The sequence below is a fragment of the Streptomyces sp. T12 genome (genome assembly GCF_028736035.1).
In the GTDB taxonomy this organism is placed as follows: Bacteria; Actinomycetota; Actinomycetes; order Streptomycetales; family Streptomycetaceae; genus Streptomyces.
In genome coordinates, this window is the sequence record NZ_CP117866.1 from 10,489,985 (window position 1) to 10,503,881 (window position 13,897).

9 protein-coding genes are annotated in these 13,897 nt (G+C 71.0%); 2 read left to right on the forward strand and 7 right to left on the reverse strand.

Annotation, left to right across the window (positions count from 1 at the left end; genetic code table 11):
- The first annotated feature begins 671 nt into the window (after window positions 1-671).
- Together PBV52_RS46895 and PBV52_RS46900 are read left to right on the forward strand one after the other, a co-directional pair.
- Complete coding sequence (locus PBV52_RS46895; protein ID WP_274247881.1) at window positions 672-1,991, forward strand: hypothetical protein; 1,320 nt, start codon at window positions 672-674, stop codon at window positions 1,989-1,991.
- 57 nt (window positions 1,992-2,048) lie between these two features.
- Window positions 2,049-2,435 (forward strand): hypothetical protein, encoded by a 387-nt coding sequence (locus PBV52_RS46900; protein ID WP_274247883.1) that lies wholly within the window; start codon window positions 2,049-2,051, stop codon window positions 2,433-2,435.
- Window positions 2,436-2,744: 309 nt separating this feature from the next.
- Here PBV52_RS46900 and PBV52_RS46905 read toward each other — a convergent pair whose 3' ends face one another.
- The 7 genes from PBV52_RS46905 to eccD all read right to left on the reverse strand — a co-directional run bounded on the left by PBV52_RS46905 (window position 2,745) and on the right by eccD (window position 13,766).
- A complete protein-coding gene (locus tag PBV52_RS46905) occupies window positions 2,745-3,086 on the reverse strand; it encodes a hypothetical protein (RefSeq protein WP_274247885.1) in 342 nt (113 codons plus the stop codon).
- A 191-nt stretch (window positions 3,087-3,277) separates the two neighbouring features.
- The gene (locus PBV52_RS46910) at window positions 3,278-3,568 is read right to left on the reverse strand and encodes a WXG100 family type VII secretion target (protein WP_274247887.1); all 291 of its coding nucleotides are present in this window, start codon (window positions 3,566-3,568) and stop codon (window positions 3,278-3,280) included.
- Window positions 3,569-3,635: 67 nt separating this feature from the next.
- Window positions 3,636-3,971: a WXG100 family type VII secretion target gene (locus PBV52_RS46915; RefSeq protein ID WP_274247889.1), complete on the reverse strand. Its 336-nt coding sequence runs from the start codon at window positions 3,969-3,971 to the stop codon at window positions 3,636-3,638.
- A 134-nt stretch (window positions 3,972-4,105) separates the two neighbouring features.
- On the reverse strand, window positions 4,106-7,444 hold the full coding sequence (locus tag PBV52_RS46920; RefSeq protein WP_274247904.1) for a right-handed parallel beta-helix repeat-containing protein: 3,339 nt from the start codon (window positions 7,442-7,444) through the stop codon (window positions 4,106-4,108).
- Window positions 7,441-11,004, reverse strand: coding sequence for a hypothetical protein (locus tag PBV52_RS46925; protein WP_274247906.1), 3,564 nt, complete (start codon window positions 11,002-11,004; stop codon window positions 7,441-7,443). The genes PBV52_RS46920 and PBV52_RS46925 overlap by 4 nt, the downstream gene beginning before the upstream one ends.
- A 10-nt stretch (window positions 11,005-11,014) precedes the next feature.
- Window positions 11,015-12,349: a type VII secretion protein EccB gene (gene eccB, locus PBV52_RS46930; protein WP_274247907.1), complete on the reverse strand. Its 1,335-nt coding sequence runs from the start codon at window positions 12,347-12,349 to the stop codon at window positions 11,015-11,017.
- A 10-nt stretch (window positions 12,350-12,359) separates the two neighbouring features.
- Window positions 12,360-13,766 (reverse strand): type VII secretion integral membrane protein EccD, encoded by a 1,407-nt coding sequence (eccD, locus tag PBV52_RS46935; protein ID WP_274247909.1) that lies wholly within the window; start codon window positions 13,764-13,766, stop codon window positions 12,360-12,362.
- Window positions 13,767-13,897 lie beyond the last annotated feature (131 nt).

Here is a 13,897-nt window from a genome sequence, read left to right on the forward strand (position 1 = left end):
ACCCTGACGGGGCAGAGCCGTTCGGCAGCGCTCCGTTGGGCAGTGGTGTCACCAGTCCGGCTCCGCCCGCGGCAGTACCTGTCGTCGGTGAGATTTCGCCTGTGCCCGGGGGTTCGGTGCCTTGTCCGTTCCATGGTTCGACTTTGCGTGATACGAGTCCGGAGGCGTCGGACCGTTGCTCGTCCTTCGGTGCGCCGCCGGCTCCAGGGGCCATCGGCATGAAGGGCATTCCCGCGCCACCGACAGGCGCCTTCGCTGGCGGCCCGCCCGAGCCCGAGCCTGCGCCGGGAGTGCCCGACAGCGACACGCCACCGGCGCCGACACCGGTGCCGGGCAGCCTGAGGCCGCCGGCGCCACCTTGGTTCAGCAGATCAGACGGCATACGGGAAACAGGGGCGGTTGGGGCAGACCCGTTCGGGACAGAGCCGTTCGGCAGCGAGACGTTCGGCACGGAGCGTCCTGGCACCGATCCGTTCGGCAGCGCCCCGTTGGGCAGTGGCGTCACCAGTCCGGCTCCGCCCGCAGCGGCACCCGTAGTCGGTGAGATTTCGCCTGTGCCCGGGGGTTCGGCGCCCTGTCCGGACCATGGTTCGACGTTGCGTGATACGAGTCCGGAGGCGTCGGACCGCTGATCGTCCTTCGGTGCGCCACCGGCTCCGGGCGCCATCGGCATGAACGGCATCCCCGCGCCACCGACAGGCGCCTTCGTCGACGGCATACCCGAGCCCGAGCCCGCGCCGGGAGCGCCCATCAGCGACACCCCGCCGGCACCGGCACCCGCACCGGTGCCGGGCAACTTCACGCCGCCAGCGCCACCCTGGCCCAACAAATCAGACGGCACCCGAGACACAGGAACACTCGGAGCAGACCCGTTCGGCAACGTCGTCCTGGTCGTAGGCGGATTCGACGAGAGGGAGACGGGGTTGATGCCCGTGCGGCCGCCACCGGCGCCGGTCGGCAACGTCACGCCACCCGCGCCGACCGTTGACGTGTTGGGCGGCGTGGCCCCGTTGCCTCCGCTGTTCAACAAGTCCGACGGCATCGGCGTCGGAGAGCCGAGTTCGGGCGCCGTGCCCCCACCCGCAGCGCTCTTGCGCTGGTTCGCCGAGTTGGTCCGCAACGGCAGCACAGGGCTGACGGGGCTGACGGGGCCCGTCGTCGGCGAGGTACCGCCCCCGCCGGCCGGAGGGTTGGACGCGAGAGAAACGGGGTTGATGGTGCTCGTGTCGGGCGGTGTGCTCCCGTTGCCGCCGCTGTTCAGGAAATTCGACGGCATCCGCGACGGAGTACCGACCGTCGGCGACGCCGTGGTGCTCGGGCTCTTGGTGCTCGGCGCCGTCGGCAACGTGCTGTTGGGCACAGAACCCGGATTGAGGGCCGCGTGCATCGCGGGATTCAGTTTCCCGGGGTTCAGCTGCGTAGGAGCCGGTGTGGAGGATGGTGTGGTCGACGGCAGTGGTGAGTTCACCGGTGCCGAAGCCAACTTCGTCGGCTTGATCGGCGTGTTGCTCGGCAACGTCATCCGCGTGGGAGTCGGCACGGGCGCGTTTGTCGGGGAGTTCACCCGTGTATTCGCAGGGCCGGTCACCGGTGCCGAAGTGAACTTGGTCGGCGTTACTGGCGTGTTGGTCGGCAAGGTGATCGGCGTAGGGGTCGTCACCGGCACATTCACCGGTGAGTTCGCAGGCAAGTTCCCCCGCGGACTGGGCGTGAGCACCGGCGAGTTCACAGGCGAACTGACCGGAGTCTTCACCGGCGTTGTCACGGGCGGCGTATTCGGCAGCGGGATGCGCGACGGCGTGGACGTTCTCGTCTGTGGCCCGGGTCCCAGGTTGATGGGCGGGGTGGAGACGCGGGGGAGGGTGCGCGCCCCGACGGTGCTCGGAGGTGGCGCGGTCTTGGTCTGCGGCGGTTTGCCAGTACCCGGCGGCTGTGTGAGATTCGGGCTGGTACCGCTGAGCGGAGACGTGATGTTCGTCGTGGAGACCTGATTCAGGGTGCGCGTCTCGGCGGAGTACTGCCCGGCCAGCGTGTGCAGCACCTTGCGCATGTCGTCCGTCATCATCTTGACGATCTCCGGGCTCTTGCTGACCGGTATGAGCCCGTTCTTCATCGGCTTGATGCCGATGATCTGCGCCTGTTGCGCATACCACTGGTCAATCGTGACGACGTTCGCCTGGGCCACCGCGAGATTGTTACCGGCGTCGACGAGAGTCTGCGCGACCGATGCGCCCATACTCCCCCCGGAGAGCGCATTGGCACTGGAGGCCACCTGCTTGGAGAAGGTCTCCATCATGGTCATGAAGGAATCCGCCGCAGTGCCCTGCCACGGCGAGTCCGTGTTGCCGGCCAGCGCTTTGGCCTGCGCGACGAGGTTCTCCGACACCATCTGCAGGACTTCTTGCACGAACTGGAACGCGTTACCGGCGTCGTAGAGACTCTGCGGGGTGGCCACGCTGTGCGCCCGGTCCTGTTCCTGTCCGGACGCCAGGTTGGAAGCGCCGACGATGACAGCCTCGATCTGCTTCCAGTCCCAGGTGTCGTAGTCGTTCGGCGACCCCATGACGGAGTTGTTGCCGAAGATCCCGGCCTTCTCGTCCGACTGCGTGGTGTTGCCCTGGTTGTAGTCCTTCTTCGTTGCCATGACGTCGACGCTCTCGTTCGTGCCTGTACGGGCAAACGCCTAAAGCGGCGTCAGGTCCAAGGACACCTGACGCCGCCACAGGCAGCTGTATAGCTTGGTCTCATCCGCCGGTACCGAGCTTGGTGAAATCGCTCTGAGCGGACTGCATCGCCTTGTTCAGATCCTCGGCCGTCATCTTGGCCTCTTCTTCGGTGGTCTTGTACTTCGCACTCAGCTGGTGCATGCCGGTGCTGATGTCTGCCAGACCCTGACCGAGATCGTGGAGAATCTTGAGGTATGTGTTCTGGAGGCCCGTGTCGCCGTTGGCGCCACAGGAGACCTGCCGGAGCATATAGGCGTCGTAGAAGGCTCCGGGATTGACCCGCTGGAGCTCCATGAGCTTCTGGTACGCCTGCTTCACCGGCTCCGCGAGCTTGTCCATGTTGGCGGCGAAGAGTTCCATGGACGGTGTGTCGACCGAGGTCCTGCGCCCGTTGCCCGAACCACCCGGAACCGGCGGCGGCGTGGGGTCGTGCGTCTCAGGTCCGGACTTTGTGTGCGGCGCGTGGAACGTCGTCGGATCCCACTCCTTGGGAGGAGGGGGCGGCGGCTTCTTCTCCCTGGGTTCCCAGTTCAGCGAATGTGTATCCGGCATCAGCGGTTCCAGATGTTGACGCCGGACCTCTCACCGTCGGCGTAATGGCCGATGATCTGGGTCAGCGAGTTCTGGGCGTTGGCGGCCTGCACGGTCATGTCGTTGGCGGCCGTGGCCCAGACGCTCCGCTGGCTGTCGAACAGGTCGCGCGCGCCGCTCTCCCACTCGGTGATGGCCTGCATCGTGCCGCTCTGCAGTTCCTCCAGGAAGTCGTTGATCTGCTTGGAAATCCGGCTCATTTCCGTGACCGCGGACTCGAGGCCGTCAAACTGAAGACTGTAATCTGCCATGTTCTTCTCCTGTCTGTGAAAGCTTTCTGGGAAAGCTGTGTGTGAAAGCTGACTGAAAGCTGACTTACTAGAATCCGGGGAGCGTCGGGGTGGTGATTCCAGCGGCGGCCTGCTGGGCCTTCTGGATGGTCTCCTCGTTCGTCTGCGTCAGGATGCTGGTGTTCTGGCTCAGGGCGTTCTCCATGCCGTTGAGCACCGTGATCACCTTGTTGAAGTCGACGAGCCAGTTCTGCAGCGCCCGGTCGAATGCCATGAACGCCTGGCCGGTCCACACGGACTGAATGTTGCCGACCGTCGTGGACATCGCCTTGTACTGGCCGTCGAAGTTGGCGACGCCGTTCGAGAAGACGTTGATGGCCTTCTGAAGTCCAGCAAGATCGACCTGTGTCATATTGCCCGCCATCGAGCCCTCCAGTTCTTGGTGCGGGTTCCCTCTGGAACCGCCTGGTCATACCTTCTCGAATGCCGAGGGCCAAAGGAACCGAATGCGCCGTCCCTTGCCCCGTCCACCAGCGATAGTTGCCCCGACGACTCCCGTCAGGCCCCCGCGCCCGCCTCTGCCAGGGCCGGACTGCCCTCCTCAGGGGGCACCTGACCTGCGCCTGCGCCTGAGTCGGCGGAGTCGGTGTCGGCGGCGTCCGTACGGGCGGCCGGCCGGATCGCGGGGGAGTCGGCCGAGGCCAGACGCTCCGCGAACCGGTGCGCCCCGTACGCGCCCGCCGGTGGCGGAGACTCGGTGAAATGCTCGGCGAGCGAATTGCGCACAGGGGCGTCGACGGTGAATCCACGCACCGTCAGATAACGCCACGAGAGCTCGGCCAGCTCCGCTCCCGAGTAGTCGGCGAACGGCAGGTACTCGGCGAAGCAGGCGGCCAGTTCGGAGCCCGGGCGTGCGTTCAGGGCCTCGGCCAGCAGCGACTCCTCGCCGCACAGCACCAGCGCCACCTCGCCGTTGCCGTCCGCGGCCTTGCGCAGGGCGCTCACCACGGCACCGCGCTCCGACTCCGGGCGGGCCTGGAAGGCCTGGTCGAGTTCGAGCAGCAGCAGGCCGCCCGCGGCCTCGTCGAAGACGGCGGCGGCGAACGTCTCTGCCTGCTCCCGCCAGCCCGCCGGGAACTCGGAGAGGGCCTGCCGGTGCACCGCGCCGGTCTCCAGCAGCCCGTACTCGGCGAGGCACCGCGCGTACAGCCCGGCCACGGCACCGCGGCCGCTGCCCTCCTTGCCCGCGAACACCAGGTTCATCAGCCCCGCGACCGGCTGGCGCTGCCGGCGCAGCTCCGTGAGTCCGGCGAGCCGTTCGAGGAGCGAGGTACGGACCGCCTCCAGCCCGACCAGGTTCGCGATGCGCCGGCTGCTGCGCGGCTCCTGCGGCTGCCGGTTGTCCCCGCCGCCGGAAGTGGCGGGCTCCGCCCCGGGCGGCTTCTCCACGTCGTCCGCCGTCAAACGCGTGAACTCCGAGTCGGCGGTGGGTGGATGAGTGGCCAGCCGGGATGCCTGACGGTTGATCATCGACTCGAACAGCTGGCGGGCCACACGTCCGTTGCCGAAGGTCGGCCCCTTCGGGGTCCGCTCGAAGTAGGTGGTGAGGCCCTCCAGCGCGGAATCGGTGAGCTCGTAGTAGTGCTTGCCGCACAGGCCCCGGACGATCGTCACCAGCTCGTCCACCGAGTAGTTGGGGAACTCGACGGTACGGGAGAAACGTGACGCCATACCGGGGTTGGAGGACAGGAACTGGTCCATCTGCTCGGAGTAGCCCGCGACGATGACCACGATCTCGTCGCGATGGTCCTCCATGAGCTTCATGAGGGTCTCGACGGCCTCCTGGCCGAAGTCGGGGCCGCTTCCCTTGGCCTGGCTGGTCAGGGTGTAGGCCTCGTCGATGAAGAGCACACCGCCGATCGCCTTGGTGACGACCTCCGTGGTCTTGATGGCGGTGGCGCCGATGTACTGCGCGACGAGGTCGGCGCGCGCGACCTCCACGATGTGACCCTTGCTGAGGATGCCCAGTTCGGCGAGGACCGCGCCGTAGAGCCGGGCCACGGTGGTCTTGCCGGTGCCCGGTGGGCCGGCGAACACCAGGTGCCGGCTCATCGGAGGCATGGGCAGTCCCATCTCCTCCCGGCGCTGGGCCATCTTGTTGAGGTTGATGAGGCTGGTGACCTCGTGCTTGACGCTCTCCAGCCCGACCAGCGCATCGAGTTCGGCGAGCGGTCCGGTACCGGTGTGCTGCGCGGTCTCCGACGCCTCGGGCTGTTCCGCGCCGTCCTCCTTGCGCTGCCGCCCCTTCGACGCGGCACGCCCGGACTTGTCCTGCCGGTCGCCGCCGGTCAGGTTGCCGACCGAGAACTGCGGGTTGTCCCGGAGCTGGTGCACCTGCAGGCCGCCGTTGTCCCGCACTTCGCAGTCGCGGACGCTGACCGGCTCCTCGGTGTTGGTGCGTACGCCGTCCCCGGCGTTGTCGAAGATCAGGCAGTTGCTGACCTCGGCCCGAGCGGTCGCCTGGATGTTGACGCCGTGGCCGCGGGCGCTGTGCACCCGGCACCCGATGGCCGTGACCGATCCGCCGCCGGTCACCCGGATCGCGTCGGTCCCGGAGCCGGCGATCTCGCTGTCCCGCACGGTGAGCGCCGCGTCTTTCCCGACCAGGACCTCGCAGCCCTGGAGCCGGGCGGACACCACCTCCGCCTCGGAGCCGTCGGTCAGCGAGAACCCGCCGCCGCCGGTGCGCAGGCGCAACTCCTGGAACCTGCCGGTGCCCTTCTCGGCCAGCTCCACCGCGTTCGCCCGGTCCGTGGCGATCTCGCTGTCCCGCACCATGACCTTGGCGCCGCCCGCCACCCGCAGCCCGATGCCGGCGCCCTCGGCCACCGTCAGCTGTTCCGCCTCGACGGCGCCGCCCTCCGTGACGAGCACGGCCGCCTGGGCCGCCTCGCGTACGGCCAGCTGCTTGAGGGCGACCGTGCTGCCGCCCTCCACGCTCACGCCCACCGACGCCCGCGTGATCTCGCAGTTCTCCAGCCGGGGCCGCGACTTCCCGGTGATCCGGACGGCGGTCCCGTCCGGGGCGGAGACGACGCACCCCTTGAGCAGCGGGGCCGAACCGCCGGCGATGTGCACCGACTCCGCGCCGGCACCGGAGAACCGGCAGCCGGTGAGGGTGATCCGGCCCTTGCCGGTGAGATACGCGTCCACGCTCGCGCTCTCGGTCACGGTGACGCCCGAGACGGTCGCCGCGCCGTTCTGCTCGACGACCAGCGCCGGCTTGCCGCTCGCGGTGATCGCCGTGTCCTTGACCTCCGCGCGCCCGTTGCCGTTGACGCAGATGCCGTTGCCGCCCGCCCGGTCGATGACACTCTCCCGGACCGCCAACCGCCCGCCCTCGGCGACCACGATCGCGGACGAGCCGGTCTCGTTCACGACGGTCTTCTCGACCGTGTTGCCGCCGGGCGAGGTCACCACGATGCCGGCGCCCTGCGCCTCGTCGATCCGGCAGTCACGTGCCACCAGCGTTCCCTGATGCCACGCCAGGATCGCCGTCCACCCCGCACCGGTGATCCGGCAGGCGTCGAGTGCGGCCTCGCCACGTCGGATCTCCACGGCGGCCGTGTCGTCGTCCCCGCCGGAGATCGTCAGACCGGAGAGCTGCACCGCCTCGGCGTCGACGACGACGGCGCTGCCCGAGCCCACATGGATCCGCACATCGCTCCCCCCGCTCGCGGCGGAGATGGTCACCATGCGCGTGATGACCAGGGGTTCCTCGTACGTCCCCCCGGCCACGGTGATCACCGCGCCGTCGGAAGCGGCGCGCAGCGCCTCGCCTATGGACTGGTAGGCGCCGGGACGGTCCCGGGAGACCAGCAGGACCTGCCTCGTCATGGCGTCGTTCCCTTTCTGGGTGGTGCGGTGCCGGCGCCACGGCCGGTCACGATCAGCCCTGGTGGATTGCGGAGGGCGCCGAGGGCCGTCGCGGGGAGCCGTACGGCGGGCTTGGCGTCCCGCCACTCGGTGTCGGCCTGCTCCAGCCCGGCCATCGCGAGGTCGTCCAGCGGGAGGCGCCGGATGTCGACGCTCCCGTCCGCGCCGATCTCCGGGCCCGTCAGCTCCCGCAGCAGCAGCACGCGCCGTTCCTCGTCGCGCACCCCGAGCACCTTGAAACTGGTGCCGGGCAGGTAGAGCACCCGGTCGGGGACGGTCGGGTCCAGCAGGGCGGTTCGGCGCGCGGTCATCGACCAGATCAGTACGTCGACATCGCCGGCCATCTCGGGATGCGCGGCGGTCAGCGCGGCGCAGAACGCCCACTCGGTGACGAGCCGGCGCTTGCCGTACCACTGCCACTCCGCCTCGCTCAGCGTGGTGCGCAGCATTGTGGCGCCGCGATAGGACGGCAGCCGGCGCAGCCCCGACGCCACGCAGCGGGCCAACGGCACATGGGGGCCGACGGTTGCGCCGCGCACCGCGCTGTCGATCCGGTCGGTTCCACCGGACAGATACAGCCGGACCGCGACCAGGTCGGTGACCACGTCGTCGCCCGACTGCTTGGAACCACCGCGCAGCCCGGGGGACTCGGACAGCACCCGCGCCACGTGGTTCGAGGCGGAGTCGTACTGCTCCTTCAACGTCCGTCGCAACCAGGTACGTTCCTGCTCGATTCCGCGCTCCGGGGGTACGGCGCAGGCGTCGGGCGCGGGCACGGGCTGTATGCGTACGGCGGGCCGCTGAGCCTTGGGTCGCGCCGCAGGCGCGGGAGCAGGCGTTCCCGAGGTACTGGAGGCCGCTGCCGGAGGCGGAGGCGGAGGCGGAGGCGGAGGCGGGGTCGGGGTCCGGGCCGACGTGGGGGCGGCCGCCGGAGGAGGTGCCGGGGAGGACGTGGCCGCCGGTCGCGGTGCCGCCGCTTGCGGCGCCGGGTCTGCCACGGGCTCGGGATCCACGGTGCCGGCACCGACGGGCGCGGCCTCGGCCGATTCGGCGGACACGGCCCCAGGAGGCGGGGCCGACTCCAGCCGAAGCGACCGCGGGCGTAGGGGAGCGGGCGCGGGCCTGGACGCCTGCGCCTGCCGCTCGCCGGACGCGGCCGGATCGACGGGAGCCGCAGCATCGGGGGCCACGACTGCGGAGGTGGCAGGCGCGGCCACGGACTCGCCGACACCGGGCACCGGCGTGGGCTCCAACACCTCGGCCGCAGAACCGGATCGGCCCACCGCGGGCTCCGGCACCGAGCCCGCGGACCACGACGCATCGACGACAGGCGCCGTATCGGTCCTGGACACTCCGCCTTCGGTTCCGGGCACGCTGCCGTCGGCTCCAGGCACGCCACTTGCGCTCCTGGACACTCCGCCTTCGGCCCCCGGCACACCGCCGTCGGCTCCAGGCACGCCTCCTTGGGTTCCGGGCACTCCGCCGTCGGCCCCGGGCGCACCCCTTGCGGCGCTGGACACTCCGCCTGCCACCCCGGGCGCGCCTCCTTGGGTTCCGGGCACTTCGATTCCGGACCCGGTCATCACGCCATCGGCCTCGGGCACACCACCGGTTGCGGGGCCGCGAACATCGACACCCGCGGGCGTGGACACTCCGTCACCGGCCCCGGGCGCACCGCTCGCGGTCCCGGGCATCTCAACTGACAGCCCAGGGACGTCACTTGCGGGCATGGACGCCCCGCCATCGGCCCCGGGCGCGCCACTTGTCGTCCCCGCTATCCCGGTTGCCGGACCTGGCACGGCACCAGCAGGGTCGGACACCTCACCATCAGCTCCAGGAACCCCACCGGCAGGACCGATCCGGCCCGGCGTAGAAGCCACTGCCTCGGCAGCAGGCCCGTCCTCGCCCACCACAGCCCCCGGCGCCTCCACCGCAGGCCCGGTCCGGCCCGCGGTAGGCCTCGACCCGGGCTCCTGAACTCCGCTCGTACTTCCGGGTTCGCCCGCCGCAGGCCGCGCCGCACCCGGCACCTCGATCGCAAGGCCAGGTTCACCAACCCCAGACCCCGACGCGTCCGACACCCCGCCCCCAGCCACAGGTGCACGCACGCCGACCACCTGCGCAGGCTCGCCGGCCAAGGGCCCCGGGCCCGCCCCCACAGCCGCAGCTCCAGACGCACCCGCCCCACCCCTCCGGGAGGACGCCGCGCCGGAGTTCTTCTCGGCTGCGTGCTTCGGGGCAGGCAGGACTCGGCAGGCTTCGGCGAGTGCCGGATCGAGTTGTTGCCGGACCTCCTCGGCCAGTGTCCGCATCCGCTCCGCGGACTCCGGTGTGCCCGCGTCGAAGTGGATGACCGTCATGCCCGGGTCGGCCGGGACGCGGTGCACCGCCGACGCGTCGGCCCGAGCCGCAGGTGGCCGTAGCCACAGTCCTGCCTGGGTGACCTCCAGCACGGCGTCGGGTGCGTACTCGTACACTCCCGCGGAGATCTCCGGCAAGCCGTCCGCCGGACCGCGGCGGCCGCGCAGCTCGGGCGGCGGCGCCGCGGAGCCGGGGGCGACCGCGGGCCGGTAGACCAACTCACGGACGAAGGCGGGCGGGCCGGGGGTGCCGTCGGTGGCCAGTACGCGGATCTGCGCACCGTCGGTGCCCGGCTCGCCGACCGTCGGCAGCCCGGCGTAGACGGTGACCTGCTGGCCGAACCGGTCGGCCAGTACCTGACCGAGCGCGGTGCCCTTCGGCACGGCCACCGGCCCGTAGGCGGTGAAGCGAACCAGCGGACGGGCGGCCGGTGTGACGCGTCCCCAGAAGTGCTCGATGTCCTCCAGCGAAAGGTTCGCGCCACCGGGGCAGCCGAGTACCACGACGAGCCGGTCGGACTGGCAGAGCAGGGAGGCCGCCAGCCGGCGGCGATGGATGTCCTGCTCGCTGGCGGGCTGGTCCGTCCGCCTGACCCAGACGCCGCCGGGCACGGGTTCGGCCGTGCCGTCGGCGCTGGTCGCGAAGGAGCCCCCGGGCACGGCGTGATCCCACTTCGGTACGGGGAACCGGCGCGACACTTGGGGGGCGTGCTTGGGCCGCCCGAGCCGCGCCCAGGTGGACGAGCGACGCGGCTGGAAGCCCAGCCAGCCGGAACCGGCGGCCTCCGGCACGAACAGCACGCCCCCGGCGGCGGGGAGCACCCAGCCGTCCGGGGTGAGCACGGTCCGTTCGAGCCGGTCGGCGAGGAGCTGACCGGCCGTCATGGCGGTCTCGCGGCTCGGCCGGCCGATGATCACCCGGAAGGAACGCCCTCGGCGCTTGAGCAGAGCGGCCACCGACTCCCAGTCCTCGGCCGGCGGATCCTCCGGGAGGTCGACGACGACCAGAGTGTGTTCGGGGTCTTGGGCCAGTCCGCCGGCGAAGGCGTGCAGCTGAGGGTTGATCCTCCCCGTGGGATGGACCAGCAGCGCACCGCCGATGCTCCGGCATTCCAGTCCGGCACGGCTTGAGCCGCGCGCACCGCGATCGAGTTGCACCATGTCCCGCCCCCTAACCGGCACGCGCCGAGACGGCGGTCTTGGCTGTGGTGGTGTCCAGCGTCGGACCGGTGGGTGCCAGATCGAGCAGTTGGCGGGGCAGCGTCCGCACCTTGGCCTGGCCGTAGCCGAGCGCCGCGAGGGCGTCGGTGTTGGCGAACGGGTACTTCTTGCCGCTGTCGGTGATCAGGTAGAGCCGCGACGTGGCGTCGGGCGCCTGCGCGGACTCGGCCGCGACGAGCAGGCCCTTGGCCGGCGGCACGAAGAGACCGGAGGGTCGCGGGCCGGCGGCGATGGGCTCGGTCACGACCGAACCGCCCTTGGAACTACCGGCCTTCTGCAGCACGCACAGCGCCGAGCCGGCAGGGTTGAACGCCGGGCCGGCCAGGAGGTCCGGCACCGCGGTCAGCAGGGAGCGGTCCTGCGAGGCGGGAGCGGCCGCGATGTCGGCCGTCGTCACCTGCCTCGGCGCCAAGGCGCCGGGTACGGCGCTGAGCAGGGCGAACTCGGTGCGGTTGATCGGAGCCAGGCCGTCGGCACGCAGGACGTACATCTCGCGTGAGCCGGCGGCTGTCGTCTCGAACAACTGCCCCACCTTCGCGGACTCGCCGGCCACCGAGGAGCCCGCGGAGCCCGCCTCCGGGATGCGCGGCGCGGTCAGCTTTCCGCCGGAAGGCAGCTGGGCCAGCCATGCCGAGGAGACCCGGACGGTCTCCTGGGCCACCATGCCGAGCGCGACCAGTTCGGCGCGGGACAGCTTGTACGCCCGGCTGTTCCACACGAGGTACGTGGTGCGGTCCGGCCCGGAGAGCAGGACCCGCTGGTTGCGCGGGACGGGGGTGGAGCGGCCTGCGGGGTCGAGATCCACCAGCGTCTTCGCGCTGCCCGGCGGCAGGCACACCGCGCGGTCTCCGGAGAGCAGGTCGGTGGCGGGCGGCACGTCATCGGGCGCGCCGACGATGCCGAGCTGCGGGCCGCGCCGGACCTCAGCCAGGGTGTCGCGTGCGACGGAGACGGTCTTGGCACGCGCTCCGGCGACCAGCAGCGCGGAGGCGTAGTTGGCCATGGGGTACAGCTGCTGGTCGATGAGGAGGTACCGGTTGCCGGTCTCCTCCTCCACGATGATCGACCCCGGATTGCGCCATGCCGTGCTCTCCTTGGGGCTGATCAGGCCGTAGACCCCGAAGCCCGCGGCGAGCAGGACGGCGACCAGCGCACCGAACTGCATGCCGAGGTTTCCCCGCCGCATGGGGACCTCGACGGGTCCTGGATCACCGGCCAGCAAGGCCGACACAAGCCGGCCGACGGCGAACCGGTGGGCCTGGACGTGATCGCGTCGATTCTGCACCGCAGCCCCCTCAGCCGGCCAGCGAGCGGAAGTACGCGTACACGTTCAGGACCTGCAGCAGCAGCGGGATGAGGGCGAGCGCCGTGAGGCCCTCGAAGATCTCCCCGAGGCGTCCCCAGATGGGCCGCAGCCGCGCCCCGGGCAGTCGCCAGGCACCGGTCAGCAGCAGAGCGGCGACGGCGAACAGCCCGAGCATGGTGCCGGCCTGCACGACCGGGCCGGCGTGGAGGGTGAGGGACAGCACGACCAGGATCGCGCCGAGCGCGCCGGCGATCACCAGGGCGATGCGCTGCGAGGCGTTGCCCACCGCGCGGGCACGCAGCAGCACCGCCGGGCTGAACACCGCGGCGAAGACCCAGCCCGACCAGTTCGGGGCCTGGACCAGCAGGGCGGAGGCCACGATGAAGACCGCGGCGGAGGAGAGGAAGAAGACGCTGAGGTAGCCGTCCGCCGCCGCGGCCCGGCGGTTGACCAGGGGTTCGGGCAGCGGGTCGATGCCCTGCTGCAGTTCCTCGGCGTTGTGCGGGAGTTCCACGACGCGCAGCCTCGCCGCGAACAGCGCCAGGCGCGGAAGGACCGGGGACAGCGCGAACAGGGTCGCCGCGAGCACCGCGGCGACCCGGGTGGCGTCCCAGGCGAGGACGATCGACAGGAACGAACCGACCTCCACCGTGCCCGCCAGCATCAGCAGGGTGCCGAACACCGCGATCGGCACCCGGCCGGTGGCCAGGACCGCGGCGGCCGCCACTCCGGTGAACGTGGCGGTGAGCAGCCCGTCCAGCCGACCGGGCGCGAACAGCCCGGCGGGGCCCGCCACCGCGGACAGCCCGGCCAGCCCGGCGAACAGGCACGCGCCCAGGCCGGTGATGGTCCCCAGGGCCCGGTCTTCCAGGTTCTTGGTGACCAGGCCGCAGCCGACGATCAGGCCCACGGCGAGCAGACCGCAGGTGAGCGTGGTCAGCAGCTGGGGTCGGGTGGCGACGACCATGGCGGCGAGGGACGCCAGCGCCAGGCAGGCCAGGACGAGGCAGAGCCGACGGGTCAACTCCGGGCGCCAGCGGTCGCGTTGGGCGTTGAGCGCGGTGGACACCCCGTCGGCCACGTCGTCGAACCGCAGCTCCGACAGGAGGTCGTCCTTCGGCCGCAGATACAGCACGTCACCGTCGCGCAGGCCGAGGGTCTCCGGGGTGCCGTCCAGGTCGAGCGGGCCCTCGCCGAGGCGCTGCAGCGCCCATCTGCCGCCGAGGTCCTCCTCGTTCACTGACGGTTTCAGCACGACGGGCAGGAGTGTGGCCACCGTGGCGGTGACGGGCACCGCGAGGTCGGTGCGGCCTTTGGCCGCGCTGACGGTCAGTCGGCAGACGTCGGTGGTCCCCCCGTGCCCGGTACGGGATGAGGACGACGCGGCGGTGCTCATGGTTCTCCTGCGGTGCAAAGACGGGGAAAACGGGGCGGGTTCGATGCGCTGGGGAAGGCCGGTGCGGCGCGCGGGCGTCGGGCGCGAGGTGTACGGCGCCCGGCGGAGGGCCGGCGCATGGCGGAGGGCCG

What these genes read in the sequence shown, in the direction of transcription:
- PBV52_RS46895 (WP_274247881.1), top strand. Translation starts at nt 672, where the DNA reads ATGAACGGCATCCCCGCGCCACCGACAGGCGCCTTCGTCGACGGCATA.
- PBV52_RS46900 (WP_274247883.1), top strand. Translation starts at nt 2,049, where the DNA reads ATGTCGTCCGTCATCATCTTGACGATCTCCGGGCTCTTGCTGACCGGT.
- PBV52_RS46905 (WP_274247885.1), bottom strand. Translation starts at nt 3,086, where the DNA reads ATGGAACTCTTCGCCGCCAACATGGACAAGCTCGCGGAGCCGGTGAAG.
- PBV52_RS46910 (WP_274247887.1), bottom strand. Translation starts at nt 3,568, where the DNA reads ATGGCAGATTACAGTCTTCAGTTTGACGGCCTCGAGTCCGCGGTCACG.
- PBV52_RS46915 (WP_274247889.1), bottom strand. Translation starts at nt 3,971, where the DNA reads ATGGCGGGCAATATGACACAGGTCGATCTTGCTGGACTTCAGAAGGCC.
- PBV52_RS46920 (WP_274247904.1), bottom strand. Translation starts at nt 7,444, where the DNA reads ATGACGAGGCAGGTCCTGCTGGTCTCCCGGGACCGTCCCGGCGCCTAC.
- PBV52_RS46925 (WP_274247906.1), bottom strand. Translation starts at nt 11,004, where the DNA reads ATGGTGCAACTCGATCGCGGTGCGCGCGGCTCAAGCCGTGCCGGACTG.
- eccD (WP_274247909.1), bottom strand. Translation starts at nt 13,766, where the DNA reads ATGAGCACCGCCGCGTCGTCCTCATCCCGTACCGGGCACGGGGGGACC.